Here is a 25,048-nt window from a genome sequence, read left to right as displayed (position 1 = left end):
CACAATTTTCGGGACTTAGGGACTTCCCCGTTCTGATGGACGTCCCGGTGGGCGCCTGTGTCGCCCGCGCCGCGTCCGACCGGTCGGACGCGCTGTTGAGACACTCGCAGCTGAGAACTCCGCACCGACCTCGAAGTCGAGTTCGAGTTGTGGCTTCGGTGCGCGTTCGCGCAGGCCATCAAGGATCCGGCGCAGCACACGCTTGGCCCTGTGGTGCTCGGCGCGTGTCTCCGCATGCCAAGCACCCCTTTCAGCATTGATCCGAGTCCTAAGGGCCCTCAACCGCACCAGCGCACCGGAAGCTTCTTCAGCCCTCCGGACAGCGTCACCCGCGATCGCCACCCATTTCGTCCGGCGCCCTCGATCAATCCGCTCGACCAGCTGCGCATCCACCAGAGCATCCAGCAGGCGTAGGCAACCGTAACGCCGGTTACCCACGGGCAGATCAACCTCGGAGGCCAGGACCGCAGACGCGACGGGAGCGGGGTTTGCCAGTAGGTGGGAGTAGACCCGCCAGCAGTCGGCACCTAGCAGACCCCAAAGCGGGGAGAGGGGCTCGCCGTGGGTGAGGGGGAGCTTCGCGGTGGACCCCCCAAGGATTGTGACGTCATGTTCTGAATATGTCCGGGATAAACCACCCGCCGGATCCAAAAGCGAGTACCGGGAAGCTTCTCGGGGAGCGGTCTGCGCGTACGGGGTGGAGACCGCAAGCGCTCTCTGCTCGACGAGATCGTCAAGGAGTTTTTTGGCTGTGCCGATAGAGGCCACATTCAGCCACGACATCAGATCCCGGACTGCGATAGGGCGGTCAGTGAGCCCATGACCATCGGTAAAGCGGCGCTCGAGGATCGCGAGCATCGCGATGGCCTGGGCAGGGCGGTCGGTCCAGGAGCACAGCTGCTCGCGGACGCGGTCAATAACGCCGTGCTCAGCACTGCTCAGTGGTGGGCGATGCCCCCGTGCCCTGGTGGCGATGGACTCCCAATGCGCACGGCTACTACCCGGGGCGGTGCTGTCCCGGGTAGTGAACTTCGCGAAGACCGCGCAGTTGCGGTAATACCAGTGGGCCATTGACCAGTCGCGGATGCCTGACTGCCACAACCTCCACGCGGCATCGGTGGCCCGGTCTGAGCGGGCACCGACAGGTGGGTGGCTCATGAGGAGTCGCCAGTCGGTGGCGCTAAACCGCGTCCGCAAGCGCCATGCCCGCGGCGCAACGTCGGTCACCACGACTGGGGATGCGTCTTCTGACGATGTCCGGACGATGCGGGCAGCGGTGGCCGCATCGCCGCCCACATTCGTTGGCCGCAAACGCCGTTCGCTGGCAGCCGGTGTCGTATCACCGACGTCGTGCCGGGTCGACGGGGTGATGCTGACGAGGGCAGCGCGGGCTCGGGCGGCCGCAGCGGCGGCGGACAGGAGCACTCCATCGACGTCGATCGGCCGGCAGAAATCACCGGCCGGTTTGAGTGACGCCGAGCCCGGCAAGCGCAGGTAGCGAGCAGGGGTGAGGACGTCGACGGTCCGGGTGTCGTAGCCAGCCCACACCCGAATCTCGTCGATCAGGCCTATCAGATGGGTCCGCGCCGATAGCGTCGGTGGCGCGAAAACCATGTGGACCGAATCAGGTGATCCGGACGCGGCCAGGTGGACCAGCGGTGCATTCACGATCTCTGCGGCGTCCAAGACGGCGGGCTGTATGACGTCGGCGCAACCATCAAGGTCGACCGTCAGAAGGTCAGATCGGATACGAGCAACCACGGCATGGGCGGCGTCACCGTCGCCGAGAGCCTCGGCTTCGGCTATCAGTGCGAGCGGGTTGCCGGCCTTCAGCGACTGTGCAACGTCAGTTCCGTCGGCGGCCTTAGTTAAGGCTCGGCCAGGGGCGCTGAGGTCGACGATCAGCTTGTAGAGCTCACTCCACCGAGATGGCGGGGAGCTAGCATCGGGCATTGTTTCCGACGCGCTATGTGCAGGGATTGCACACCCTTTAGGGTGCGCGGTACCCTGAGACCTGTCATGCAAGACAGTCCCTTCGTGGACATAGCAGCACCGCTGAGAAGCGAGCCTCTAACTCGGATCTCACACAGCTTTGATGAACCCCCGGCCAGCACCGGGGGTTTTCTATTTCTCAGCTGGGCAGTGCCACGGCGGATTTGGCAATTGATTTATAACGAGGTTGGCAGCAAATCCGGCTCGAGTTCCAGAATCAGATCGGCGCGGCCGAAGTGACTCGCCAGGACATCGGCAACGAACTGACTGAGGCTGCGCACGCCAGCCGCGCGCCGGTGCTGTTCGAGAATTTCGTACAGATCACTAGGGACGCGTGAGGTGATCACCCTGCGTGACCCCTTGCTTGCCATGCCCATTACTGGCTCCTCCCGATCAAGCTGCTCCAGACATTCCCATAACCTGGGTGGAACCCACAAACCCTCCGAGTCACGCCATTACCGCAGGTCAAGGGAATATTTCACCTTCGTTCACCTTCGATGAGTTTCACGGCGGACAATCACCCGGGTAACGCAAAACAATTCATTTCCCCAGGGAGACCCCACCGACATAACTAACTCGAGTAACGCAAGAAGTTTTTTGGCAACCGATCCAAAAAGTGACCAATCTCACATCCTGTCGGACGGAGATTTTCCATCGGCCGATTCCGGAACCGAGAAGCGGGTCCGCAGCAACCTCTACGAGGCCGGGCACACGGCTGGTGTCCGAGGCGTCGTTTCGCTACCCTCATCGCCGCGATCGCCTTAGCGGACGAGTCTGCTATGACCTAACGGACCTACTCCAAGGCCCCGCAGGATGCCGCTCAGCGACTCAAACGTGCTCTTGGGTGCTCACCACCCCGTGCATCCGGGTCCATGATGTTCACTGCTCGCTGACGGATGGCGCCGTCGGGCCTCCCAAGCATCCGCAGGCGTGCATACGGCTTGCCGACACCATTGCGTCCAGGAACAGGTACACAGCAACACTGGTGGCCATCTGGCAGCCTTCGCCGCGTCCTGGCACGCCGCAGACACACCCAGGTCTTACCCACGCCCCACTGCTAGTAAGAAGCCCGCAGCCGACCTCAAGTAGCGGGCCGTCGAGGTCGGGACCCAGCGGTGGGTCAGCAGTGTCGGAGACCGTGGTGAGCCCGATGTCGATGGGCTCGACATTGGGCTGTAGCCGGACCGCATACTCACGCGCCATTAGCCCTGTCGCGGGTGGCAGCGACATCTCCGCGCTCTAGGAGGTTCAGCGTGCCGGCCGACACGGATACGGCGAGCCTGTCGATATGGCCCGCGTCCGCGAGGGACTCGCAGAGACAGCCGTAAGCGGCCACCGTAGTTATCGTTGCCCCAAGCTACTCAGTTTTCTTCGAGGCCCCGTCAGCGCTGCTGGCGGATTTTATGCGTGCGACATCAGGCATCGCCACCGATACCGTCACGGTGGCCGTTGGCCAGAAGTGCCCGCAAGCTTTCGACCGGAATGCGTACCGGAACGCCCGGCTTGCGGGCGAAAAGAGTTTTGAGGTGGCCGTCGGCAAGCAAGCGCCAGATGGCGCGCTGGCTGAGCTGTAGCCGTTCGGCCACCTCAGGCACGCTGAACGCCCGTAAGTCGGCGTACGGATCGGGTGTCGATGCAAAAGTTCGAGTAGACAAGGAGACTCCAGGACAGATATTTCTGTCCGGCTCCCGCGCGCTGTGGCGTCTTACCCGGCTAGGTATCGGGGGTATCTCAGACGACCCCGAGGCTTCTCTTGTCTGGCTCCAAGCCTACATGCCACGCCATTGCAGTCGCCTGCCACGACACGGCGGGCCACAGGGCCTACCAGACAGCGCCGTAAACTGCTAGGGCCCACGTAGGGCCCACGGCCCCACGCTTAACCCTCCGCAAAACGAAGAAAACCCCCTGCTGCCAGGGGGTTCTTCGGGTGGTCCCGGCTGGGATCGAACCAGCGACCTTCCGCGTGTGAAGCGGACGCTCTCCCACTGAGCCACGGGACCGTAAGTCATCCGAACGCATGCGCTCGAACGAGTTGGAACATTAACACGGCTGCGCGATGAATACGAATCACCAGGTTGGCATTCGTTTTGCTCCAGGCGACCCCGAAATCTACGAATTCGAACTGATTTCAGACCATATTCATCGCCAAGACGGACAGTTGCAACGCGCGCGACGGGCCGATTCGACTCCGAACACGCCACTGAGCTGGGGATTTGTGTGTATCCGACACGGTCGGCTAATGTTTCCAACGCACCGAGGAGAGCGAGCAGCTCCCCAAGCAACACGGTGCGATGCGGACGTGGCGCAGCTGGTAGCGCACAACCTTGCCAAGGTTGGGGTCGCGGGTTCGAATCCCGTCGTCCGCTCGAGAGGTGTGACTCAACCTTTTACGGTGGAGTGGCCGAGTGGTGAGGCAACGGCCTGCAAAGCCGTGCACACGGGTTCGATTCCCGTCTCCACCTCGCGCGATTAGCTCAGCGGGAGAGCGCTTCCCTGACACGGAAGAGGTCACTGGTTCAATCCCAGTATCGCGCACCACGTCAGGCCCTAGGGCCTGGTGGTCAAGACCTGCTTGCAGGTCTGATAAGTTAGAAAAGTACTGAGTTCCGGTAACGGAGTTCATTGCTCATGCGGACGTGGCGCAGCTGGTAGCGCACAACCTTGCCAAGGTTGGGGTCGCGGGTTCGAATCCCGTCGTCCGCTCCATTTTTCTCCAGAACCCGCGCGATTAGCTCAGCGGGAGAGCGCTTCCCTGACACGGAAGAGGTCACTGGTTCAATCCCAGTATCGCGCACCATTTGAGAATGCAAGAAGCCGGAACCTCAGGGTTCCGGCTTTTTGCGTTCGAGCGCCGAACACACGGGCCGCAGTACTGACGCAAGCCCCCTCGGGCATCCACGTCAGTACTGCGGTTGATGTAGCTGATCAGATTGTTGTAACTGCTCAGTGAGAGAAGCGGTTCGCTGCCGAAGTCATCGCGCGCAGCGAGGACTCCGTCGACGACTCCGCAATACCCATCGCCCAGCTCCGACGGCCGTCGCACTCGGTGAAGATGAACGTCGCAGTGCGGTGGCCGATCTGGTGCTGATGGAAAGATAGGATCTCGAGCGAGATTCCCGCGTCGTGCAGCATCGACGTCATGGCCGAGATCGCGCCGGTCGAGGTGGCGGACGCTTTCTGGATACGCTCCCCCAGACCGAGAGTCGCTTCGAAGGCCCAACGACCCGGCGCAATCTTCTCGGAGGACCACGCACCCAGACGGATCGGGCCGCTCATAGCCGCATACGTGGACTCGAACTCGGTCCACGACATCGCTGAGCATTCGGCACGCAAGCCGGCGGGCAGAGATTTGCCGTGACGCGCCGCGAAGGGATCAGCAGCAGAAGAAGAATCAGAAGCGAAAGCGAAGTTGTAAGTCATGATCGTGGTCTTCCTGGAATGAAGTGGAGGACCAACTGGTAGCAAGACGACCCGCAGCGAGGGGTCGGTCCGATTCAGACCCCGCTACGGCGGCTTACTACGAGAATTCGCTTCATGAGAGACGAGGGTAGGCGGCCCGGTTCGAGAATGCAACCCAGACCGACTCCGCACAGGTCAGACCTGAGCCGCTTTGTGCTCGGCGATGAGGGCGCGATACCACTCGAACGAGGTCTTCGGAGTGCGCTTCTGGGTGTCGAAATCGACGTGCACCAGGCCGAATCGCTCTTTGTATCCCGCAGCCCATTCGAAGTTGTCGAGAAGTGACCACACAAAATAACCGCGGACGTCGACACCGTCGTCCATTGCCGATCGGAGGGCGCGAAGGTGCGCATCGTGGTAGTCGATTCGTGCTTCGTCGTCGACGACGCCTGCGGCATCCGGGGCGTCGTGGAATGAACATCCGCTTTCGGTGATGTAGATCGGCGGCAGTGCGTCACCGAAGCGGGCGTGGAACGTCCGCAAGATCTCGCCCAGCCCCTCGGGAACGATCGGCCAACCGAAATCGGTTGTGGGATAACCGGTAATCGCGACAGGGGCAAAGGGCAGGCCCGGGGGCAGGTCGACTTCGAGCACACCTTCGGTCCCCTGGCCTTCCACCGGAGCAGCAATCATCGTCGGCTCGTAGTAGTTGATCCCGTACCAGTCGAGCGGCGCCCCGATGATTTTCAAGTCCTCGTCGACAGGACCGCTGAGCAGCTGAGCGAATTCGTCGGCCGGGTACTTCCCGACCAGAACCGGGTCGGCGAACATCCAATTGACGACGTGGTCGTAGATGTCGGCAGCCATCACGTCTTCCGGCGAATCCGAAGCGGCACGCACCGGAGCATGGTTCGAGGCGATTCCGATGTTCGTGCATCCGGTTGCCCGAAGCGCTTCGACAGCGAGGCCATGCCCGAGCAGCTGGTGATGTGCGGCTTGGAAAGCGTCGAACCCCAAGGCCAGTCCGGGGGCGTGAACTCCGAGGGCATGCCCGTAAAGCGTGTGCACAACTGGTTCGTTGAGCGGCATCCACATTCCGACCCGATCCGACAGCCGCTCGCCGACGACCTGCGCATACTCCCCCAGCCGATACGAGGTGTCGCGGTTCATCCAGCCGCCCTGCTCCTGCAAGGCAAGGGGCAGATCCCAGTGAAAGAGCGTGACAGCGGCAGTAATTCCCGCCGAACACAGTCGGTCGATCAGGCGGTCGTAGAAGTCGAGCCCCTTCGTATTCACTGCCCCCGATCCGGTGGGCAGAATGCGCGACCACGACAGAGACAGCCGATAAGCGTCGAGCCCGAGCTGATTCATCAGCTCGATGTCCGACTCCCAGCGGTGATAATGATCGGCAGCGACCGTCCCGGTGTCGCCCCCGACGACAACACCGGGACGGTCACAGAACTCGTCCCAGATCGACGGTCCGCGACCGTCTTCGGCCACTGCTCCTTCGATTTGATAGGCCGCAGTGGCGGTTCCCCAGACGAAGGAAGTCGGAAATTCTGGTGTCGGCTGCCGAGTCATGTCGGTCAGTTAATCAAAGAACCGTGCAAAACACGCAGCTTTGTTGGACACTCGACCAGTATCAAGATCCAGTACCGTTCGGCCTAACCGAACGAACGAGACAAAGGCCCTGCTTGATGACGGATAACACCCGCACCCTGACGAGGGCTCGGATCGCCACTTCGGTGGCCTTCGGACTTCAAGGATTTCTGCTCGCCGCCATTCTGACGCAGCTGCCGCAGTACAAGGACTTGTTCGAGCTGAGCGAGACACTGGTTGTGGTTGCGGTTGTCACCGTGTCCGTCATCGCCGGACTCGGCAGCGTGCTCGCCGAGATGCTGGCCGTGAGAACGTCGAGCAAGATGACCCTGCGAACTGGGCTCGCCGTCATCGCAGTCTTCGGCGGGGCAACCGGAATTGCGCCCAACGCAGCGATGTTCTTCGTCTTCCTGGCGATCTACGGCATCGGACTCGGCATGGTCGACGCGGCCGCCAACATGCAGGCAGTCTCGATCCAACACGCCAAGGGCCGCTTCATCCTCTCCTCGTTCCATGCTTCCTGGAGCGTCGGAGCGATTGTCGGCGCCCTGTTCATCTCTGCTACCGCAGGCCTCGACATTTCGATCCGCGTCACGCAGGTGATCGCTGGAGTTGTTGTCGGACTGATGCTTCTGGCCTTCGGCCCGCAACTGCTCGATCGGTCCGAGTCTCCGGTTGCCGAGGAAAACATCACGAGCACCGCAAAATTCGCGGTACCCACCCGCGCCTTCGTCCTCCTCGGCGTCGCGATGGCATTGTTCTACGCGGTCGACTTCAGCGTCGGAAACTGGTCGACTCTGTACGTCAAGGACGAACTGCTCGCCGACGCCGGGACCGCTGCCCTTTCCGTGGCGGCGTATCAGATCGCGGCACTTGTCGCACGACTGACCGGGGACTACTGGGTCGGGAAATTCGGTGAGACCACCGTCGTGCGGATCGGCTCTCTCATCGGCGTAGTCGGTATGACAGTTGTCGTCCTCGCGCAATCTCCCGCCGTTGCCATCGCCGGGTTCCTCATCGTCGGGCTCGGGGTACCGGTGATCGCTCCGATCTGCTTCAGCGCTGCCGGCAGGATGGCTCCCCCGGATCAGGTCGATGCGGTGATCGCACGCATCAACCTCTTCAACTACGTCGGCACAGTCGTCGGCGGCGGCATCGTCGGCGCGGTCGCCGCCTTCAGTGACCTTCGAATCGGGTTCCTGATTCCGCTGGCGTTCTGCGCGATCTTGATAGTTCTTGCTCCCGCGTTCGCACCGAAACGAGCCACAACTCCGGTCGCCGAGAACGCCGCTTGAGCATTGCGCCCGAGGAAAGTGGTGTACTTGATCGACCGAATTGTGTGCGCGAGAGGCAGAAACTGACGTGACGATCACCGTTGACCGGGCCGGGATCTGGGATTCCGAAGCAATCGCCGACGTGGCAGCGGTGACATTTCCACTGGCGTGTCCGCCCGACGCGTCGGACGACGACATCAGTGCCTTCATCGACAACGTTCTCTCCGTCGACAAGTTCTCCGAGTACCTGACCGATCCGACGCGAACCGTTCTCAAGGTCATTCGCGACGGTTCGATCGTCGGCTACGCGATGCTTGTCGACGACGAGCCCTCCGACCCGGACGTCAAAGCTGCTGTGACACTTCGCCCGACAACGGAACTGAGCAAGTTGTACGTGCTTCCGGGTAACCACGGAACCGGCGCGGCAGCATCCTTGATGGACGCGGTTGTCGACCACGCACGACGCAGCGGAAGTGCCGGGATCTGGCTGGGCGTCAATCAGGAGAACCTGCGCGCCCAGAAGTTCTACGCAAAGCACGGTTTCACCCAGGTCGGCACGAAGACTTTCCTCGTGGGCGCACAACTCCACCACGATTTCGTGATGGAGCGCCCCGTCAGCTGACAGGCGTGCAGACTACCCGGCCGCGACCTCGAAACGAGAAAGTGCGAGCAGGCGCGAGGTCGCGCGCAAGTACTTCTTCTTGTACCCACCGGCGAGCATCTCGGGAGTGAAGATCTCGTCGAGGCGTGCGCCGGAAACGGTGACCGGGATGCTCGCGTCGTACAGGCGGTCGGCGAGAACCACGATGCGCAGTGCAACGGACTGATCCGTTGCCGGGTGGACACCGTCGATGAACACGGCCTTCACACCCTCGACCAGCTTGTTGTACCGCGACGGGTGCAGGGTGCTGAGGTGCTTGCACAGCTCGTCGAAGTTGTCGAGCGTGGCGCCGTCGATGGCGTCGGCCCGAGAGACCAACTCCTCCGAGGAGATGGGCTCGGGTGCGGGCGGGAGATCGCGGTGACGGTAGTCGGGGCCGTCGACGCGAATCGTCTCGAAGATCGAGCCGAGCTTCTTGATCTCGCGCAGGAAGTCCTGGGCGGCGAAGCGACCCTCCCCGAGCTGGCCGGGAAGCGTGTTCGACGTCGCGACGATGGACACGCCGCGCGCGGAAAGCTCCGAAAGGAGGCGGGATACGAGCATGGTGTCGCCCGGATCGTCGAGCTCGAACTCGTCGATGCAGAGAACGCTGTGGTCGGCGAGCGCTTCGACCGCCTTGTTGAAGCCGAGAGCGCCGACGACGTGTGTCAGCTCGACGAAGGTTCCGAAAGCCTTCGGCGACGGAACGCTGTGGAAGATCGACGCCAGCAAGTGAGTCTTACCGACACCGAACCCGCCGTCGAGGTACAGGCCGGCGCCGGTCGCCTGGGTCTTCTTGCCGAACAGTCCGCGGCGTCCACCACTACGGATCTTGGTGACGCGCTTGGAGAATTCCTCGGCCTTGGCGACAGCAGCTGCCTGGCTCGGTTCCTTCGGATCAGGAATGTAGGACGCAAAACTCACCTCGTCGAACATTGCGGGAGGCACCATTTGAGCTACCAGTTGATCGGCGGGTACCACCGGGCTTCGATCGACAAGACGTTCATGCATCCGTCAAGGGTATCTACGTGATGTGATCTCTCATGTGCACCGTATGGATATTGCGACCTACTTCACACCAGGCCACGACGACGAACTCCGCGGCTTGTACGCCTATCCGGAGAACCTCTCGCAACCCTGGATGCGCGTGAACTTCGTTTCCAGCATCGACGGGTGCGTCGCCGTCGACGGAGTGAGCGGTGGACTGGGCACACCGGCAGACAAGTCGGTATTCGGGATCTTGCGCGAACTTTGTGACGTCGTCGTGGTCGGCGCAGGCACAGCGCGAGCCGAGAACTACGGGGGTGTGCAGGTCTCGGACGCAGCTCGGGCGCGACGAAAGGCGAGCGGCCTCGCTCCGGTCCCACCGATCCTCGTCGTCTCGGCGCACGCGTCGATCGACCCCGAAAGCCGACTCCTTCGCGATACCGAAGTTCCACCGATCCTTGTTGTCGGTCGCGACGCGGACTCCGCGGCAATTTCGGCGCTGAGATCTGCCGGAGCGCAGGTGGAGGTGACGGACTCACCGAACGTCACCAGCGGCGACATCGACAGGGCCTTGTCGGCTCGCAAGCTCCGTCGCGTGCTGTGCGAGGGCGGACCATCACTTTTCGGGCAGTTGATCGAGGACAATGCCGTCGACGAACTCTGCATCACCACGTCACCTCAACTGGTGGGGAGCAAAGTCGGCCGAATCTCCCTCTCCCCCAACGCAATGCCCACAGCCATGCGTCCCGCGCACATTCTCGGCGATACGGACGGCACGATCCTCACTCGATGGGTTCGTCAGCAGCCACGTCGGTGAACCTGGCACTCTGGTCGGCATGCGCAGAGTTGCTTTGATGGCCGTCGTCCTCGCGACGTGTTGTGCGTGCGGCGCCGGTCCGTCGCTTCGGCCCGCCGTCGCGGTCGAAGGCCGCACCGACGGCAGCCCTGCCCAGAGCGAGGGACCGTCGCCCGATGCGCCGCCGGTTGACCCTGGCGTCCCGACCGATGACATACCGTGGCGAGACTGCACCGGCACGTCACTCGCCGACCAGGCTCTCGCGGCGTCGAGCGCCGGCGTCATTCTCGAATGCGCGGAATTCAATGCCCCCATCGACGTGACCGGCGCCATCGACGGCAACTTCACTGCCGGCTTGACCCGCGCTCGGACCTCGTCGACGCCTGCCGACGCGTATCCGATCGTGTTCACATCGGGCACCGATCGTTCGTCGGGAAACTCTCTGGCCGTGCTCGCCGCTTCCGGCTTGAACACGGTTCTCGCCGAACATCCGGTGGTTGCCCTCGATCGCCGCGGAATCGACAGGTCCACCGCAATCGACTGCATGACGCCGGAGATTCGGCGCGGACTTCACGATCTGGGCCAATTCGACTCGGACACCACCGGTGACGCCGCCGATGCGGTCGCGGCCCTCGGTCACGACGCCACCATTGCCTGCACGGACTACCTCGACCCTCAAGAACTGAAGTTCGGCGCCGACTCCGCAGCCGAGGACATCGACGCTCTACGTACACGGTGGGGCGTCGAGACCATCGCTCTGTGGTCGGCAGGGTCCGGCTCGGACATCGCGCTGAGCTATGCGGCGGCCCACCCGAACAACCTCGCGAGGTTGATCCTCGATTCTCCCGCTCCGGTGGCCACCGACGCTGCCACCGAGGCAGAGAGTCGCGTGCAGGGCGAGGAAGCCGCGTTGACCGCGTTCGCTCAGCGATGTGTGGCGCTGGGGTGCTCGCTCGGACCTGATCCGAAGAAATCGGTCACGGACTTGATGGAGCGCGCTCGAGCCGATGAATTCCAGCCGCTGTCCGCCGCTGCGGTGTCGAACGCGATTTCGGCCAGCCTGTGGACTGCCGGAACCAACCGTGAGCAGGAGACCCGCTCACTGTCCGACGCTCTGTCCGCGCTCGGTACCGGCAACGCTTCGCCGATTCGAGAGCGCGCCGCCCGGGCGGAGAACGAGGTGGACGGCGACGGCCAGTTCATCGGACGGTGCACCGACGGCATGCAATGGCCGGGCATCGGGCGTGCGCGCGAGCTTGCGGACACCTGGGGCACCAACTATCCGGTGTTCGGGCGAGAAGCCGCGCTCGGGTTGCTGGCGTGCGCCAGCTGGCCGTCGACCGCCAACTCCCCCCTGCCGAATCAGTTGAAGCCCCCAGTCCTCGTGCTGAGCGGTCAAGGTGACCCGGCCGTCGGGAACTCCGGACTCTCGACCGTCACCGGCGTCGTGACCAATGCAGGATCGCGCTTCGCAACTCTGGACTGGCAAGGTGCGGGTCACCCCGCGGCACAATCCACCTGCGCTCAACAGGCGATGCGCCTCTACCTCAGCGACGCCTCCCTGCCCAGTAACGGAAGCGTGTGCCCAGCCTGACTCGGGCGCTCGTCCACCACGACCGAAAAGGGGTGCATCCCCCGATCACACCCTGCTCCGGTGTACCGTGCCGAAGTGTTCCTTCGACAGCTCGAGCCGCGTACCGGGCGGACAACCCAACAAGTCGTCAACTTCGTTTTGTGGCCGATCGCCGTGATGACAGTGCTCAATCGTGTCATCGTCACAGCAGTCAACGGCGCCATCACCGATGACTTCCGACCGGTCTACAACGCCGCGCTGGCGTTCTGGAACGGGCGCGACGTCTACACCGCAGATTTCAACTCCGTAGACCCCCATTACCTGTACCCACCATCGGGTTCCTTGTTGATGGCCCCCCTGGCGATCCTCGATCCCGAGCGCTCACGGTGGCTGTTCATCGGTGTCAATGCCGTCGCCATTCTCGTGGCTCTCTACCTGCTGTTGCGCTTGTTCGACCTGACGATCAGTTCCATCGCGGCGCCAATTCTGGTGCTCGGCGCGTTCATGTCGGAGACGGTCACCAACACGTTGGTGTTCACCAACATCAACGGCCTCGTCCTGCTCGGCGAAGTTGCCTTCCTCCTGTTGCTGATGCGCAAGAAGGATCTGTGGGCCGGCGCCGCGATCGGTCTCACCATCGCAGTGAAACCCACTCTCGCGCCGCTGCTCCTGCTGCCACTCGTTCGCGGTCAGTGGAAGGTGTTCGTCACCGCCCTGGGCATCCCGTTCATTCTCACGGTCGTGGCATGGCCGCTGGCGTCGGATCCGATGGACTTCGTCCGCCGCACCGTGCCGTACCTGCTCGAATCTCGTGACTACTTCAACAGTTCGATTGTCGGAAACGGCGCTTACTTCGGTCTGCCCGAATGGTTGATCCTGCTCTTGCGCGTCGTGTTGGCCGCCATGGTCGTCGTCTCGCTGTGGCTTCTGTACCGCTACTACCGCAACGACGAACTTTTCTTCCTCACCACCGCGACCGGTGTGATCATGACCGCGTCGTTCCTGCTGCCCTCGCTCGGCCAGATGTACTACTCGATGATGCTGCTCCCGCTCCTGATGTCCGTGGTGCTCAAGAACTCGGTCATGCGGAACTGGCCGGCCTGGCTCGCCGTCTACGGCTTCATGACGTTCGACAGCTGGTGGTCGAACCGCTGGCCGACCTTCGGCCGGGCGGCCGAATACACCAAGAGCACCCTCGGCTGGAGCCTTCTGCTGATCGTGATCTTCTGTGTCCTCGGATACCGGTATCTGGTCGCGCGTCGAGAGGGCCGCTTGGATCGGGGAATCGATCCCGCGTACCTCCTCGATCCCCCACTCGATACCGTCTCACCTGCCGACGAAGCCGAAACGGCGACAAAGCATTAGCGTGGAGGCATGAGTTCTTCACACGATGGCATCGACAGCACACCTGAGGTCACGTACACCGAGAGCGAGTGGCGCGAAAAACTGACGCCGGAGGAGTTCGCCGTCCTGCGCCAAGCCGGCACCGAACGCCCCTTCGTCGGCGAGTACACCGACACCACCACGGAAGGTGTCTACTCCTGCCGGGCCTGCGGAGCCGAACTGTTCCGCAGCACCGAGAAGTTCGAATCGCACTGCGGGTGGCCGTCCTTCTTCGATCCGGCGGATTCGGATGCCGTGATCCTGAAAGAAGACAGCTCACTCGGGATGCGCCGCGTCGAGGTCATCTGCAAGAAGTGCCACAGCCACCTCGGTCACGTCTTCGAGGGCGAGGGATACCCGACGCCGACCGATCAGCGGTACTGCATCAACTCGATCTCGCTGGTCCTCAAGCCCGCTCAGTAGCCAGGTCGTGGGCTACCCCGTATCACTGGTAGCCCACGATTCGAGACTTTCCACTCAGAAGTCCCAGTTCAGCGCAGTCGGGCTCAGACCGGCCGCATTCAGGTCCTCGTTGCGAGCGACAAGTCCGTCTTTGACGGAACCGATCCCGCCACCGATCGCGCCGGAAGTGATGTCCGTCAACGCGGCGTCGCCGCCCGTGACTTCCTTCGTCACGATCGCAGCGGACGCTCCCGAGACCGCGTCGTCGAAGGCACCTCGCGCGATCTCCTGCAACCTCGAACCGGTCGGAAGCGGGTTCGGGTCAGGGCCGACACGATCCGGCGTCGTCTTCAACCCTCCGTTCGCAAGTCCCTTGATGAAACCGTCGCGCCCCTCGGTCACGACCTTGCCACCGTCGATCGACTGGCGATGATCCATCGTCATCTGCCCGAGTTGAATGGCGAGGCCGGAGAAGACGGCAGCGGCAGCTTCCACTGCCGCAGCCTCGATCACTCGTATCAACAATTGCTGCAACAACATTCGGACCGTGAGTGTTGTTGCGACCTCAGCCGCCACGACCCCGGCGGTACTGACACCCAGTGTCGGGACAGCAGCCGCCACCATGGCGGCAATCTCGAGCGCCAGTGCGCCCAGCGCCGCGAGGATCGACAGTTTGGTGTACTCGATGTCCGTGCCGGTATCGGTGCATGACTGACCCAGTTCGGCCGCGGCAGAGGACAACCGCTCGAAGACCTCCGCAACTCCCCCGGCCTCGGACCAATACCGAGACAACGAGTCGCCGGCTCGACCGTCGATCGATGCCAGTACTGCCTGCAATCCGTAACCACCGGCAGCGGCCGAAGCCTCGATCCGATCAGCCGCGCCTGACCAGGCATCACCCAACCTCCACAGTGCCGTTTCGTCTCCTTGCGGCCAGTCACTGCCCACCGCGACCGACGCAACCGCCTGTAACCAGCCTGGAATCTCGAGTCCCATCAGAGCCCACCCGCCATGTCGTCGGCAAACGAGGTGTCGATCGATTCGAAACGATCGGTGATCTCGATCAGCGTGGCGGTCAATTCGCGCAGCGCGCCCGCGACCAGCGTCATCCCACCGACTGCTGACTCAGCACCGGGAACATATGCGCCTGAGAATGCGGATCCGAACTGGTCAGTGCCCCAGCAACCCTCTTCGGCGGCGACCACTGCGTCGAGAGCGCTCCGCGCCTCGTCGAGATCGGCAGCGACCACCGCGAAGGCTGGTGCAGCACTTTTCATCGCGGCCACATTCACGCCCAGTTCAGACATTGCCGGAGCTCCTCAGAACGGTGCGGTCCCAGTTCTCGTCGCAGGAAGCCGGTGTGGAGCTCGGACGAGGTTCGAGAATCTCGCGCAATCCGAGCACGCCCGGAACCAGGTCCGGCAAGTCGATTCCGGCCGCCTCCGTGAGCGGCTTCGTCATCTCGGCAACCTGTCGGCGTATGTCTTCTGCCGCAGACGCGGCCGTAGCCAGGATCAGATTCCCCAACGCTGCCGGCGAATGCTTGGCGTAAGAACTCCCCGAGAGATCGACTCCCACCACCGCCCCCGAGGCGTCGACGACGATTTCCACGCTGCCGTCACTCGAACGCGCGCTCGCCGTCGCTCGAGCGATCCTCTCCTGCAAGTCCACCAGCGATCGAGTCCGCTCCAACAGAACGTGCTGCATCGAATCGATCTGGGCCCGAAGTACTTCGACTTGCCCCCGCATCGAACCAACATCCGCTGCACTCACGATGGCCCCCACCTTCGATAGATCGTGACACCTGATTCAGGCGCTCACGAGGTTCGACGCGAGAGGTGGCCGATCGGTTCCGTCAGCGTGAACGAAGCACGGGCGGATCGAACGCCTTGACCGGCGGCAGGGCCCCGTCGAATTTCTCGATCTGCACCAGAACGTGCTGGCCGGTGCACCCGTGCGAGAGTGACGACGTACCGATGTCCGGTGTCAGAACGTTGGGATTGCCGTGCACGCACAGAGAGTCGGGATCGGCAGGATCGAGCGGGTCGTACCAGGCACCGGTGGAAAGTTGGACGACGTCGCTCCGCAAGTCCGAGTCGACGATCACACCAGCAAGGCACGCTCCGCGATCGTTGAACACCCGCACCACGTCTCCTGCCGAGACGCCGCGCGCGGCCGCTGCATCGGGGTGCATACGAATCGGCTCGCGTCCCTGAATCTTCGACGCCTGGCTCGCAGCGCCGTGATCGAGTTGGCTGTGCAGACGCGTCTTGGGCTGATTGGCGATCAAGTGAAGCGGGAATTGCGAGGCTCGCGGTCCACCCAGCCACTCGTCGGGCTCGTACCAGCGCGGATGGCCGGCGCAGTCGTCGTAGCCGAAGGACTCGATGGTCTCGGAGAAGATCTCGATCTTCCCACTCGGAGTCGAGAGCGGATATTTCTCGGGATTCTCACGGAAGTCACCGAAGAGCACGAGGTTGTCTTCGGTTCGCATCCGGTAGTGCCCTTCTGCCCAGAAGTCCTCGAACGTCGGTGTGTTGCCGCCGTCTGCATCGACGAACGGCCGCCATTGAGCGTAGAGATGCTCGATCCACTCCTGTGAGGATCGCCCCTCTGTGAACTGTGCCCCGAATCCGAGCGCAGAAGCCAGAGCGGCAAACGTGTCGTAGTCGTCACGCGAGTTCTCGAAAGGTGGAACGACCTGCTGCATCGCGACCAGAAGCGGGTCGTTTCGAGTGCAGCTCAGGTCATTTCGTTCGAGCGAGGTGGTCGACGGGACAACGATGTCGGCGTTGCGGGCCATCGGCGTCCAGTACGGATCGTGAACGACGATCGTGTCCGGACGCGCAAATGCCCGTCGCAGCCTCGGGAGATCCTGATGGTGGTGAAACGGATTGCCACCGGCCCAATAGACCAACCGGATGTCAGGATAGGTCAGGCGTCGGCCGTCGTAGTCGAACTCCTCCCCGGGCGAAAGCAGCAGGTCGGAAATCGCGGCTACCGGAATGAAATCCGACACCGGATTCACACCTTGCGAGAAGGTCGGCAAGGGATACGGCACCGGAGCCAGACCCGGCTCGTTCATCGAACCGTAGCCGTGCCCGAAACCTCCACCCGGAAGCCCGAATTGGCCGAGCATCGCTGCGAGTGTCACGCCCATCCACGGCGCCTGTTCACCGTGTTTGATGCGTTGCAACGACCACGTGACGGTCACCAGCGTCCGGCCAGACGCCATTCTCCGAGCCAGGTCGGTGATGAACTCCGCCGACACACCGGAGATCTTCTGCGCCCAGCGCGGATCCTTCGGTACACCGTCGGAACGTCCGAGCAGGTAATCCTCGAAGCGTTCGTAACCGACGCAGAAACGGCCCAGGAAATCGCGATCGTGCAGGTCCTCCGACGCCAGGACAAACGCCAGGGCAAGCATGATTGCAACGTCAGTTCCCGGAACGGGTGCGATCCACTCGCAGTCACCCTCGACGTCGTCACGCAACGGACTGAAGGAAACGATCTTTCCGCCGCGGGCACGAAACGCGTCGAGCGCCCCGCGCGTCGGATGATCGCTCGTACCACCGGCATTGACTCCGGTGTTCTTGATCGGCACTCCTCCGAACGAGACGAGGAGATCGGAGTGCTTCGCGATGACGTCCCACGACGTGGAGCGCGCGAACAACTTCCAGTGCGTTCCGACCACACGCGGCATGATGACGCCGGTGGCACCGAGCGAGTAGCTGTGAACTGACTTGGTGTATCCACCCAGCTGATTCAGAAATCGGTGAACTTGGCTCTGCGCGTGATGGAATCGGCCGGCGCTGGCCCAGCCGTACGAGCCGCCGAAGATCGCGTTGTTTCCGTGCGCGTCGACCACGCGACGCAGTTCACGCGAGAGGAGTTCGGTCAGCTCGTCCCAGGAGACCGAGACGAATTCGTCGGCTCCACGTCGGTCGCTGGGACCCGGCCCGTTCTCGAGCCAACCCCGACGCACCGCCGGGCCCGAAACACGAGCCCGACTGCGCACCGAACCGGCGAGGTTCCCGAGCATCGGCGAAGGATTCGCATCACCCTCGTACGGATGCACGGCGGTCACCTCGCCGGCGACCGATTCGGCGGTGAACATTCCCCAATGGGACATGTGTTGACGACGCCGGTTCGGTGCAGTTGTCACAGGAACTACTTTCGAAGCAGATCAGGGAAGGGAAAGGACCAGCTTCTCGATGTCCACGCGCGGGCCGGTGAAGAACGGCACCTCTTCGCGAACGTGCAAGCGAGCTTCGGTGGCACGTAGATCGCGCATCAGATCGACGATACGAATGAGCTCGGGTGCTTCGAACGCGAGAATCCACTCGTAGTCCCCCAGGGCGAAGGCCGGGACCGTGTTGGCGCGAACGTCCTTGTACGAGCGAGCAGCCATACCGTGATCGGCGAGCATCTTGCGACGCTCCTCGTCGGGGAGCAGGTACCACTCGTACGAGCGGACGAACGGGTAGACGCAGATGTAGTCGCCCGGATCCTCACCCGCGATGAACGAGGGCACGTGGCTCTTGTTGAACTCCGCGGGGCGGTGCACCGCCGAGTTGCTCCAGATGGGAGCACTGGCCTGTCCGAGGACGGTGGTGCGACGGAAATCCGCGTACGCGGCCTGCAGTTCCTCGATGGTGGCCGCGTGGGTCCAGATCATGAAGTCCGCGTCGGCGCGCAGGCCGGCGACGTCGTAGATGCCGCGAACCACGACGCCCTTGTCTTCGAGACCCTCGAAGAACAAGCGGGCGTCCTTGACCGCAGCTTCCCGATCATCGCCCAGCACACCGGGTTCCACCTGGAACACGGAGAACATGAGGTAGCGGATTTCAGAGTTCAGTTTGTCGAAATCAAGGCGTGCCATGGGTCTATCGTGCCACTCGCTCGAATATCCGTGTAGCCGCCGTCGTGCCGACTGCGACACACGCCGGAACCCCGACGCCGTGCAGCCACGACCCGGCCAGGGCGAGGCCGTCGAACTGCGTCATCCCGGACTCGATTTCAGCCACGATTTCCGTGTGACCTGGGGCGTATTGGGGAAGACCTCCGTGCCACCGCTGTACGAAGGTCGCGCCTGGCTCCTCGGTGATTCCGGTCACGGTCTCGAGATCGGCGCGCGCGAAGTCGATCAACTCACCATCCGGCCGGTCGACGATCTCCGATGCACCGAATCGACCGAACGACACCCGAACGAGGTGCTCACCGCGATCAGCGAGGTGTGTCCACTTTCGGCTCGACAGCGTGAACGCCTTGGCGGTCAGGTCGGCGTCGGTGGCTACCAGGATCCCTGAATTCTGCGGAAGTTCGACCTGCCCGGACAACCGGAGCGCCACCACCGCGGACGACGCCAGTTCGATCCGAGCGACGGTACTCGCAACATCCGCATCGACTCCGGCCAACAGCGCCGCCGCGCGCGGGGCCGGGACGGCCAGAATCACCGCGTCGACGCTTCCGAGCGGATCGACGTTCCAACCAGCCCCGTCGCTGCGCAACCCAGAAGCCTCGCCGCGGACGAAGGTCGCGTCGGCGGCCTGCTGCAGCGCATCGAGCAGGATGCCGTACCCGTCTCTGAGCGCTCCGAACACCGGCCCCGGCGCAGGCGTCGGCAATGCGGCTGCGACTGCATCCGTGAGGCTCCGAGCGCCCGCATCGAGGGCCGCAGCGAGTGTCGGCAAAGCTGCACGCACGCCGATGGTCTCCGCCAGCCCCGAGTACACCCCGCCCAAAAGCGGATCCACCGATCGGCTGACCACCTGATCACCGAATCGCTGCGAAACCAGTTCGGCAACACTGCAATCGGAACCGCGGGTCCACTCCAGCGGGACGCCGGCCTCGGCGGCGATGCGAGCCAGGGTCTGCTCGTCGACAAGATCTCTCACCGACTCCGCCGAAGCCGGGATTCCCATCAGGGTGCCGGTGGGCAACCGGTTCAGTGATCCCTGAGACCAGATCAACGGGCTCAGGCCCGCGGGGTAGACGATCTGATCGGTCAGACCCAGCTCGGCGAGAAGCGCAGGAACTTCCGGCCGACGGGCGATGAACGCCTCGGCACCGATGTCGATCGGGCCACCGCCCAGATCAATCGTTCGCAGCTTCCCGCCCAGTCGCGGTGAGTCGTCGACGATCGTGATGTCCGCTTCGAAGCCCAGACTGCGCCGAAGCCGGTACGCGGCAACCAGACCGGAGATTCCTCCTCCGATCACCGCGACCGACGGCCGATTGGTCGTCACAGCGAGTGCACCAGCTCCACCGCCGCGGTGATCGCCGTGGGATCGGTGTCGGGAAGAACTCCGTGGCCGAGGTTGAAGATGTGGCCGATGGCACCGGCCTCGATCGCGCGGTCCCCTTCGGCGGCGATCCGGCGCACCTCACGATCGATCACCTCGGGGCCCGCGAACAGTACGGCGGGATCGAGATTGCCCTGCAGCGCCTTACCCGGACCGACACGACCAGCCGCGACGTCGAGCGGAATCCGCCAGTCGACGCCCACGACGTCGGCGCCTGCCTCCCCCATCGCGCCGAGAAGTTCACCGGTGCCGACACCGAAGTGGATACGCGGGACGCCGGCAGCGGCAACCTCGGCGAACACTCGCTCGGAATGCGGCAGGACAAATTCCCGATAATCGGCCAGCGAGAGCGCGCCGGCCCACGAGTCGAACAGCTGGACCGCGTCGACGCCCGCCTTGAGCTGCGCCTGCAGGAAGCAGATCGTGGTGTCGGCCAAACTTCCGAGCAACGCGTGCCAGGTCTTCGGATCGGAGTGCATGAGCGCTTTGGTCTTCTCGTGGTTCCGGCTCGGACCACCTTCGACCAGATACGACGCCAGAGTGAACGGCGCTCCGGCAAAGCCGATCAGCGGCGTGGAGCCCAACTCGGTGGTGAGAAGCCGAACGGCCTGCGCGATTGCGCCTACCTCTTCGGGGACCAGTCGCGGGAGTGCTGCAACGTCGGCGATGGAGCGAATCGGATTGGCAACCACCGGTCCGACGCCGGCAACGATGTCGAGATCGATTCCCGCGGCTTTGAGTGGAACGACGATGTCCGAGAACAGGATTGCCGCGTCCACGTCGTGACGGCGCACCGGCTGCATCGTGATCTCACAGACCAGCGCCGGATCGAAACAAGATTCCAACATGCCGATCCCGGCGCGGACCTCGCGGTACTCCGGCAACGAACGCCCGGCCTGACGCATGAACCACACCGGCCGTCGACTCGGAGTGCGTCCGGTCGCCGCGGCAAGCAACGGTGCGTCGGGCAAGACTCGCCGAGCGCTGTACTCCGCCGACCCGGTAATGCCTGAATTCATGTTGTCCAACCCGCTCATCAGTCCTCGCGCTCTCCGCCAACGTGTGTCTTCGATCGACTCAATGCTGCCACGTCCCACACTCGGGATCGGACACCCGAGCGGTTCGTGAGCGGCCACACACCCGAGCCACACTCGGTCGGCGCGCCTCCACCTCCCCGCCCACATCCCCGACTAACGTCCTGACCTGTGACGACATCCGGATCGACAGCCGACCCGGCCGAGTTCCGTGCCGCCGTGGAGGCGATGACCGCTGCGCGGGTTCGGCCCGAGATAGAGGTCGGTCCCATCCGCCCGCCGCAGCGTCTCGCTCCGTACAGCCACGCGGTGGGGGCCGAGGTTCTCCACCCGGACTCCGACGTCGTGGCCGAGCAGTCCGAAGGTGACGCTTTCGGCCGCCTGATCCTGTTGTTCGATCCGGACGGCGACGAGGCGTGGAACGGCACCATGCGGTTGGTGGCGTACATCCAGGCCGATCTCGACGAAGCCGTCGCCGCGGATCCACTACTTCCCGAAGTAGCCTGGAGTTGGCTGGTGGACGCTTTGGAGGCCGGACCGGAACCTTTTGTGGCCCTGGGCGGTACGGTCACAGCTACAACTTCCGTGCGGTACGGCGACATCGCCGGGCCTCCGCGAGCCCATCAACTGGAGTTGCGAGCGTCCTGGACTGCAACTTCGTCCGAATTGGCTCACCACGTCGAGGCTTTCTGCGAGGTTCTCGCGTACGCGGCGGGGCTTCCGCCTGCCGGGATAACCACGCTGTCGCGGCAGAACGACTGACTCTTTCACTCGTTTGAGCATTCCCCCGGAAAAATACTAGAACCTGTTCTAGAATGAGTCATGCAACGTCTCAGCGGACTCGACGCGACCTTCCTCTACTTGGAAACACCGACCCAGCTATTGCACGTTTGTGGACTTGTCCTGCTCGACCCCACGACCATCCCGGGCGGCTACGACTACCGGAAGCTGCTTCGCGAGTTGGACTCGCGAATGGCCACCATGCCGACCTTCCGGCGCAAACTCAAAGATTCCCGTCTCAATCTCGACTACCCCGTGTGGGTCGACGATCACGATTTCGACATCGAGCGGCACTGCCATCGGACCGCGGTACCTGCTCCCGGCACACACGCGGAACTGGCAGAGCTCGCCGGACACATCGCGAGCCAACCGCTGGATCGTTCCCGACCGCTGTGGGAGATGTGGGTCATCGAGGGACTTGCCGACGGACAGATCGCCGTCATGTCGAAGATCCATCACAGCGCTGCCGACGGTGTCACCGGCGCGAACATCCTGGCTCAGCTGTGCAGTCTCGAACCGGATTCACCGGCGCTCGTGGATCCCACAGCACAGGGTGCGGGCGACGCGGGAACGCTGGACATCGCGATCGGCGGACTCATGGCCGTCATCGCCCGGCCCGCAAGAATTGCCCGTCTGGTCCCGGGCGGAATCGCCATGCTCCCGAAGTGGGTGACGCGTGCGCGAAAGGGTGAAGCGATGCCTGCTCCGTTCACCGCGCCGCGGACCTCGTTCAACGGCGCGATCACCGGTCACCGCAACGTCGCGTTCAGCCAACTCGATCTCGCGAAGGTCAAAGCCGTCAAGGACCGTCACGGCGTCAAGGTCAACGACGTGGTTCTCGCGCTCTGCGCCGGGGCACTGCGTAAGTATCTGGAGGACCGGGACGAACTGCCGGAGGACTCCCTCGTCGCCATGGTGCCGGTGTCGGTCCACGGCAAATCCGATCGTCCGGGCACGAACCAGATCTCGGGCATGTTCACGCAACTCGGCACCCAGATCGCCGATCCGGTCGAACGCCTGCACGCAATCAGCGATTACAACGCCACCTCGAAGAACCACAACGAGGCTCTGGGCGCGAACATGCTCCAGGACTGGTCGCAGTTCGCTTCGCCGGCGGTGTTCGGCGCCGCCATGCGCGTGTACTCGTCGCTCAAACTCGCCGAGCGTCACCCCGTCGTGTCCAACCTGGTCGTGTCGAATGTGCCTGGACCGCCGGTGCCGCTCTACTTCCTCGGTGCCCAGATCAAGGGAATGTTCCCGCTCGGCCCGATCTTTCACGGAGCAGGTCTCAACGTGACTGTGATGTCTCTCGACGGAAAACTCGACGTCGGCATCGTCAGTTGCTCCGATCTGGCACCCGAATTGGACCAGCTCGCGCAAGGTTTCGGAGCCGCACTCGACGAACTGTTCGACGCTGAGGTGACAACCCCGGCCCCGACTGCGACGTAGAGTCAGTGACCATGTCCGAAGTCACCGATGATGCAACCGAGCCCACCTCCGACGTAGTTCCGCTGCTCGTTCCGCGTGACGGAGTTCCGGACGTCATCACCACTGCCGCCGGTGTCGCCGACGCCGCGGCCGCGCTGGCCTCCGGCCACGGCCCGCTCGCCGTGGACGCCGAGCGCGCATCCGGATTCCGCTATTCGGCACGGGCGTACCTGATCCAGCTTCGACGCGAAGGAGCAGGATCGTTCCTGCTCGACCCGATTCCGACAGCGCAAGACCTGCAGCCGTTGGCCGAGGTGATCAACCCGTTGCAATGGGTGCTGCACTCTGCCGATCAGGATCTCCCCGGCCTCGCCGAACTGAGCCTGACGCCGGCCGAGCTGTTCGACACCGAACTGGCCGGACGACTGGCCGGGTTCGAGCGAGTCGGACTCGCCGCGATCGTGGAACGAACCCTGCGAGTGGAACTTCGCAAGGGTCACGGGGCTGCGGACTGGTCGACACGTCCGCTGCCGGACGCCTGGTTGAACTACGCTGCCCTCGACGTCGAAGTGCTTCTCGAACTGCGCGACGCAATGGAAGCCGAACTCGAATCCCAAGGCAAGCTCGAGTGGGCGAAGGAAGAGTTCGAGTACATCCGTCTGGCCGGCCCGCCCAAGCCCAAACCGGACCGCTGGCGTCGTACGTCGCACATCACCTCACTCAAGACCACCCGTCAGTTGGCGGCAGTACGGGCGCTGTGGCAGGCGCGCGAGGATCTCGCACGCAAGCGCGACGTGTCTCCGAGTCGGGTTCTTCCTGACTCCGCGATCATCGATGCCGCTCTCAAAGATCCTCGGTCGCTGGATGCGCTCCGCTCGCTTCCCGTCTTCGGCGGGCCACGTCAACGCCGGTATTCGCGTATCTGGATGGATGCACTGGAAGCCGCGCGCAGGCTCCCCGACAGCGAGCTTCCGCCGAAAACCCCGCCCATCGTCGGGCCGCCCGCTGCCGGTCGCTGGGCCCGCCAGGATCCAGCGGCGGCTGATCGGTTGACCGCGGCGCGCGCAGCACTGTCGGACCTGAGCAAAGAGGTTTCGGTGCCCGTGGAGAATTTGCTCCAACCCGACCTGGTCAGGCGCCTGTGCTGGGACTGGAAACTGGAACCCGACTCGGACATCGCCGAAGTCGAGAGTGCGATCGAGACCAAGCTCACTTCCGGTGGCGCACGTGGCTGGCAACGCACTTTGACCGTTCCCGTCCTCGCCGAGGCACTGAACTCCGTGGTCCCGGCCGAGCCCGAAGTGGAAGAGCCGGAATCCTGACCTGACCCCGGTGTGAGGTTGGAGCAATTCGGCACGTTAAGTTACCGGTCAGTAATGGGCAGTAGTACGCTCGACACGAGGCCGGACGCCTGGCCGTGATCGCCGAACCAACGTCTCACCGCCCTTCGGTGCGG

22 protein-coding genes and 6 tRNA genes are annotated in these 25,048 nt (G+C 63.5%); 14 read left to right on the top strand and 14 right to left on the bottom strand.

The window, feature by feature from the left end; translation table 11 throughout:
• Window positions 1–15: 15 nt before the first annotated feature.
• The 4 genes from GN300_RS24445 to GN300_RS24430 all read right to left on the bottom strand — a co-directional run bounded on the left by GN300_RS24445 (window position 16) and on the right by GN300_RS24430 (window position 3,992).
• The gene (locus GN300_RS24445) at window positions 16–1,953 is read right to left on the bottom strand and encodes a hypothetical protein (protein WP_063316489.1); all 1,938 of its coding nucleotides are present in this window, start codon (window positions 1,951–1,953) and stop codon (window positions 16–18) included.
• Between the two features lie 215 nt (window positions 1,954–2,168).
• A complete protein-coding gene (locus GN300_RS24440; RefSeq protein ID WP_063316490.1) occupies window positions 2,169–2,369 on the bottom strand; it encodes a ribbon-helix-helix protein, CopG family in 201 nt (66 codons plus the stop codon).
• A gap of 1,038 nt (window positions 2,370–3,407) precedes the next feature.
• Window positions 3,408–3,647 carry a helix-turn-helix domain-containing protein gene (locus tag GN300_RS24435; RefSeq protein ID WP_063316492.1) on the bottom strand — a complete coding sequence of 80 codons (240 nt, stop codon included), beginning with the start codon at window positions 3,645–3,647 and terminating at the stop codon, window positions 3,408–3,410.
• A gap of 273 nt (window positions 3,648–3,920) precedes the next feature.
• Window positions 3,921–3,992: transfer RNA gene (locus tag GN300_RS24430), tRNA-Val, on the bottom strand.
• Window positions 3,993–4,285: 293 nt separating this feature from the next.
• On the opposite strand from GN300_RS24430, the gene GN300_RS24425 reads away from it, so the two are divergent.
• The 5 genes from GN300_RS24425 to GN300_RS24405 all read left to right on the top strand — a co-directional run bounded on the left by GN300_RS24425 (window position 4,286) and on the right by GN300_RS24405 (window position 4,789).
• A tRNA-Gly gene (locus GN300_RS24425) sits at window positions 4,286–4,358 on the top strand.
• A gap of 25 nt (window positions 4,359–4,383) precedes the next feature.
• Window positions 4,384–4,454: transfer RNA gene (locus tag GN300_RS24420), tRNA-Cys, on the top strand.
• A 1-nt stretch (window position 4,455) separates the two neighbouring features.
• Window positions 4,456–4,530: transfer RNA gene (locus tag GN300_RS24415), tRNA-Val, on the top strand.
• A gap of 92 nt (window positions 4,531–4,622) precedes the next feature.
• A tRNA-Gly gene (locus tag GN300_RS24410) sits at window positions 4,623–4,698 on the top strand.
• Window positions 4,699–4,714: 16 nt separating this feature from the next.
• Window positions 4,715–4,789 (top strand) — tRNA-Val (locus GN300_RS24405).
• A 146-nt stretch (window positions 4,790–4,935) separates the two neighbouring features.
• On the opposite strand, the gene GN300_RS24400 is transcribed toward GN300_RS24405, so the two are convergent.
• Both GN300_RS24400 and GN300_RS24395 read right to left on the bottom strand, forming a co-directional pair.
• The gene (locus GN300_RS24400; protein ID WP_042919911.1) at window positions 4,936–5,412 is read right to left on the bottom strand and encodes an alpha-isopropylmalate synthase regulatory domain-containing protein; all 477 of its coding nucleotides are present in this window, start codon (window positions 5,410–5,412) and stop codon (window positions 4,936–4,938) included.
• 174 nt (window positions 5,413–5,586) lie between these two features.
• Window positions 5,587–6,972 carry a GH1 family beta-glucosidase gene (locus tag GN300_RS24395; protein WP_063316493.1) on the bottom strand — a complete coding sequence of 462 codons (1,386 nt, stop codon included), beginning with the start codon at window positions 6,970–6,972 and terminating at the stop codon, window positions 5,587–5,589.
• A 116-nt stretch (window positions 6,973–7,088) separates the two neighbouring features.
• Here GN300_RS24395 and GN300_RS24390 point away from each other — a divergent pair, with 116 nt between their 5' ends.
• The gene (locus tag GN300_RS24390; RefSeq protein WP_063316494.1) at window positions 7,089–8,285 is read left to right on the top strand and encodes an MFS transporter; all 1,197 of its coding nucleotides are present in this window, start codon (window positions 7,089–7,091) and stop codon (window positions 8,283–8,285) included.
• A 67-nt stretch (window positions 8,286–8,352) separates the two neighbouring features.
• Window positions 8,353–8,886: an N-acetyltransferase gene (locus GN300_RS24385; protein WP_007732909.1), complete on the top strand. Its 534-nt coding sequence runs from the start codon at window positions 8,353–8,355 to the stop codon at window positions 8,884–8,886.
• A gap of 12 nt (window positions 8,887–8,898) precedes the next feature.
• Here the strand turns inward: GN300_RS24385 and zapE are convergent, their stop codons facing one another.
• On the bottom strand, window positions 8,899–9,915 hold the full coding sequence (gene zapE, locus GN300_RS24380) for a cell division protein ZapE (RefSeq protein ID WP_003942629.1): 1,017 nt from the start codon (window positions 9,913–9,915) through the stop codon (window positions 8,899–8,901).
• 43 nt (window positions 9,916–9,958) lie between these two features.
• Between zapE and GN300_RS24375 the strand changes: the two genes are divergently transcribed.
• From GN300_RS24375 to msrB, 4 genes are read left to right on the top strand one after another with little or no spacing between them, the layout of a single operon-like run.
• The gene (locus tag GN300_RS24375; RefSeq protein WP_063316495.1) at window positions 9,959–10,708 is read left to right on the top strand and encodes a pyrimidine reductase family protein; all 750 of its coding nucleotides are present in this window, start codon (window positions 9,959–9,961) and stop codon (window positions 10,706–10,708) included.
• A 19-nt stretch (window positions 10,709–10,727) separates the two neighbouring features.
• Window positions 10,728–12,281, top strand: a complete 1,554-nt coding sequence (locus GN300_RS24370; RefSeq protein WP_063316496.1) for an alpha/beta fold hydrolase — start codon at window positions 10,728–10,730, stop codon at window positions 12,279–12,281.
• A gap of 60 nt (window positions 12,282–12,341) precedes the next feature.
• Entirely contained in the window at window positions 12,342–13,625 is a 1,284-nt protein-coding gene (locus GN300_RS24365) for a glycosyltransferase family 87 protein (RefSeq protein ID WP_007732903.1), read from the top strand.
• Between the two features lie 9 nt (window positions 13,626–13,634).
• The gene (msrB, locus tag GN300_RS24360) at window positions 13,635–14,066 is read left to right on the top strand and encodes a peptide-methionine (R)-S-oxide reductase MsrB (RefSeq protein WP_003942631.1); all 432 of its coding nucleotides are present in this window, start codon (window positions 13,635–13,637) and stop codon (window positions 14,064–14,066) included.
• A gap of 54 nt (window positions 14,067–14,120) precedes the next feature.
• Here msrB and GN300_RS24355 read toward each other — a convergent pair whose 3' ends face one another.
• The 7 genes from GN300_RS24355 to hemE form a co-directional block, all read right to left on the bottom strand.
• Complete coding sequence (locus GN300_RS24355) at window positions 14,121–15,041, bottom strand: hypothetical protein (RefSeq protein WP_007732900.1); 921 nt, start codon at window positions 15,039–15,041, stop codon at window positions 14,121–14,123.
• Window positions 15,041–15,352 (bottom strand): hypothetical protein, encoded by a 312-nt coding sequence (locus GN300_RS24350; RefSeq protein WP_007732898.1) that lies wholly within the window; start codon window positions 15,350–15,352, stop codon window positions 15,041–15,043. Before GN300_RS24350 ends, GN300_RS24355 begins: the two co-directional genes overlap by 1 nt.
• Window positions 15,345–15,818, bottom strand: a complete 474-nt coding sequence (locus GN300_RS24345) for a YbaB/EbfC family nucleoid-associated protein (protein ID WP_233405688.1) — start codon at window positions 15,816–15,818, stop codon at window positions 15,345–15,347. Before GN300_RS24345 ends, GN300_RS24350 begins: the two co-directional genes overlap by 8 nt.
• Window positions 15,819–15,900: 82 nt before the next feature.
• Window positions 15,901–18,177, bottom strand: a complete 2,277-nt coding sequence (locus GN300_RS24340; protein ID WP_063316498.1) for a molybdopterin guanine dinucleotide-containing S/N-oxide reductase — start codon at window positions 18,175–18,177, stop codon at window positions 15,901–15,903.
• Window positions 18,178–18,231: 54 nt separating this feature from the next.
• Window positions 18,232–18,927: a hydrogen peroxide-dependent heme synthase gene (hemQ, locus tag GN300_RS24335; protein WP_003942644.1), complete on the bottom strand. Its 696-nt coding sequence runs from the start codon at window positions 18,925–18,927 to the stop codon at window positions 18,232–18,234.
• A gap of 4 nt (window positions 18,928–18,931) precedes the next feature.
• A complete protein-coding gene (locus GN300_RS24330; RefSeq protein WP_063316499.1) occupies window positions 18,932–20,293 on the bottom strand; it encodes a protoporphyrinogen oxidase in 1,362 nt (453 codons plus the stop codon).
• Window positions 20,290–21,387, bottom strand: coding sequence for a uroporphyrinogen decarboxylase (gene hemE, locus GN300_RS24325; protein ID WP_063316500.1), 1,098 nt, complete (start codon window positions 21,385–21,387; stop codon window positions 20,290–20,292). The genes GN300_RS24330 and hemE overlap by 4 nt, the downstream gene beginning before the upstream one ends.
• Window positions 21,388–21,555: 168 nt before the next feature.
• On the opposite strand from hemE, the gene GN300_RS24320 reads away from it, so the two are divergent.
• The 3 genes from GN300_RS24320 to GN300_RS24310 are packed head-to-tail and all read left to right on the top strand — an operon-like array spanning window position 21,556 to window position 24,914.
• Window positions 21,556–22,146 carry a DUF3000 domain-containing protein gene (locus tag GN300_RS24320; RefSeq protein WP_003942604.1) on the top strand — a complete coding sequence of 197 codons (591 nt, stop codon included), beginning with the start codon at window positions 21,556–21,558 and terminating at the stop codon, window positions 22,144–22,146.
• A 60-nt stretch (window positions 22,147–22,206) separates the two neighbouring features.
• A complete protein-coding gene (locus GN300_RS24315) occupies window positions 22,207–23,613 on the top strand; it encodes a wax ester/triacylglycerol synthase family O-acyltransferase (protein WP_003942594.1) in 1,407 nt (468 codons plus the stop codon).
• Between the two features lie 11 nt (window positions 23,614–23,624).
• On the top strand, window positions 23,625–24,914 hold the full coding sequence (locus tag GN300_RS24310; protein ID WP_063316501.1) for a ribonuclease D: 1,290 nt from the start codon (window positions 23,625–23,627) through the stop codon (window positions 24,912–24,914).
• Window positions 24,915–25,048: the final 134 nt, after the last annotated feature.

The sequence above is a fragment of the Rhodococcus sp. Ni2 genome (genome assembly GCF_021352185.1).
GTDB lineage: Bacteria > Actinomycetota > Actinomycetes > Mycobacteriales > Mycobacteriaceae > Rhodococcus_F > Rhodococcus_F qingshengii.
Note: the sequence above shows the minus strand (reverse complement) of the source record. Positions and strands in the feature narration are given on the sequence as shown.

Coding starts and splice junctions, on each gene's coding strand:
- GN300_RS24375 (WP_063316495.1), top strand. CDS start 9,959: ATGGATATTGCGACCTACTTCACACCAGGCCACGACGACGAACTCCGC.
- GN300_RS24440 (WP_063316490.1), bottom strand. CDS start 2,369: ATGGGCATGGCAAGCAAGGGGTCACGCAGGGTGATCACCTCACGCGTC.
- GN300_RS24315 (WP_003942594.1), top strand. CDS start 22,207: ATGCAACGTCTCAGCGGACTCGACGCGACCTTCCTCTACTTGGAAACA.
- msrB (WP_003942631.1), top strand. CDS start 13,635: ATGAGTTCTTCACACGATGGCATCGACAGCACACCTGAGGTCACGTAC.
- GN300_RS24395 (WP_063316493.1), bottom strand. CDS start 6,972: ATGACTCGGCAGCCGACACCAGAATTTCCGACTTCCTTCGTCTGGGGA.
- GN300_RS24310 (WP_063316501.1), top strand. CDS start 23,625: ATGTCCGAAGTCACCGATGATGCAACCGAGCCCACCTCCGACGTAGTT.
- GN300_RS24370 (WP_063316496.1), top strand. CDS start 10,728: ATGCGCAGAGTTGCTTTGATGGCCGTCGTCCTCGCGACGTGTTGTGCG.
- hemQ (WP_003942644.1), bottom strand. CDS start 18,927: ATGGCACGCCTTGATTTCGACAAACTGAACTCTGAAATCCGCTACCTC.
- GN300_RS24400 (WP_042919911.1), bottom strand. CDS start 5,412: ATGACTTACAACTTCGCTTTCGCTTCTGATTCTTCTTCTGCTGCTGAT.
- hemE (WP_063316500.1), bottom strand. CDS start 21,387: ATGAGCGGGTTGGACAACATGAATTCAGGCATTACCGGGTCGGCGGAG.
- GN300_RS24445 (WP_063316489.1), bottom strand. CDS start 1,953: ATGCCCGATGCTAGCTCCCCGCCATCTCGGTGGAGTGAGCTCTACAAG.
- GN300_RS24340 (WP_063316498.1), bottom strand. CDS start 18,177: ATGTCCCATTGGGGAATGTTCACCGCCGAATCGGTCGCCGGCGAGGTG.
- GN300_RS24390 (WP_063316494.1), top strand. CDS start 7,089: ATGACGGATAACACCCGCACCCTGACGAGGGCTCGGATCGCCACTTCG.
- zapE (WP_003942629.1), bottom strand. CDS start 9,915: ATGCATGAACGTCTTGTCGATCGAAGCCCGGTGGTACCCGCCGATCAA.
- GN300_RS24350 (WP_007732898.1), bottom strand. CDS start 15,352: ATGTCTGAACTGGGCGTGAATGTGGCCGCGATGAAAAGTGCTGCACCA.
- GN300_RS24355 (WP_007732900.1), bottom strand. CDS start 15,041: ATGGGACTCGAGATTCCAGGCTGGTTACAGGCGGTTGCGTCGGTCGCG.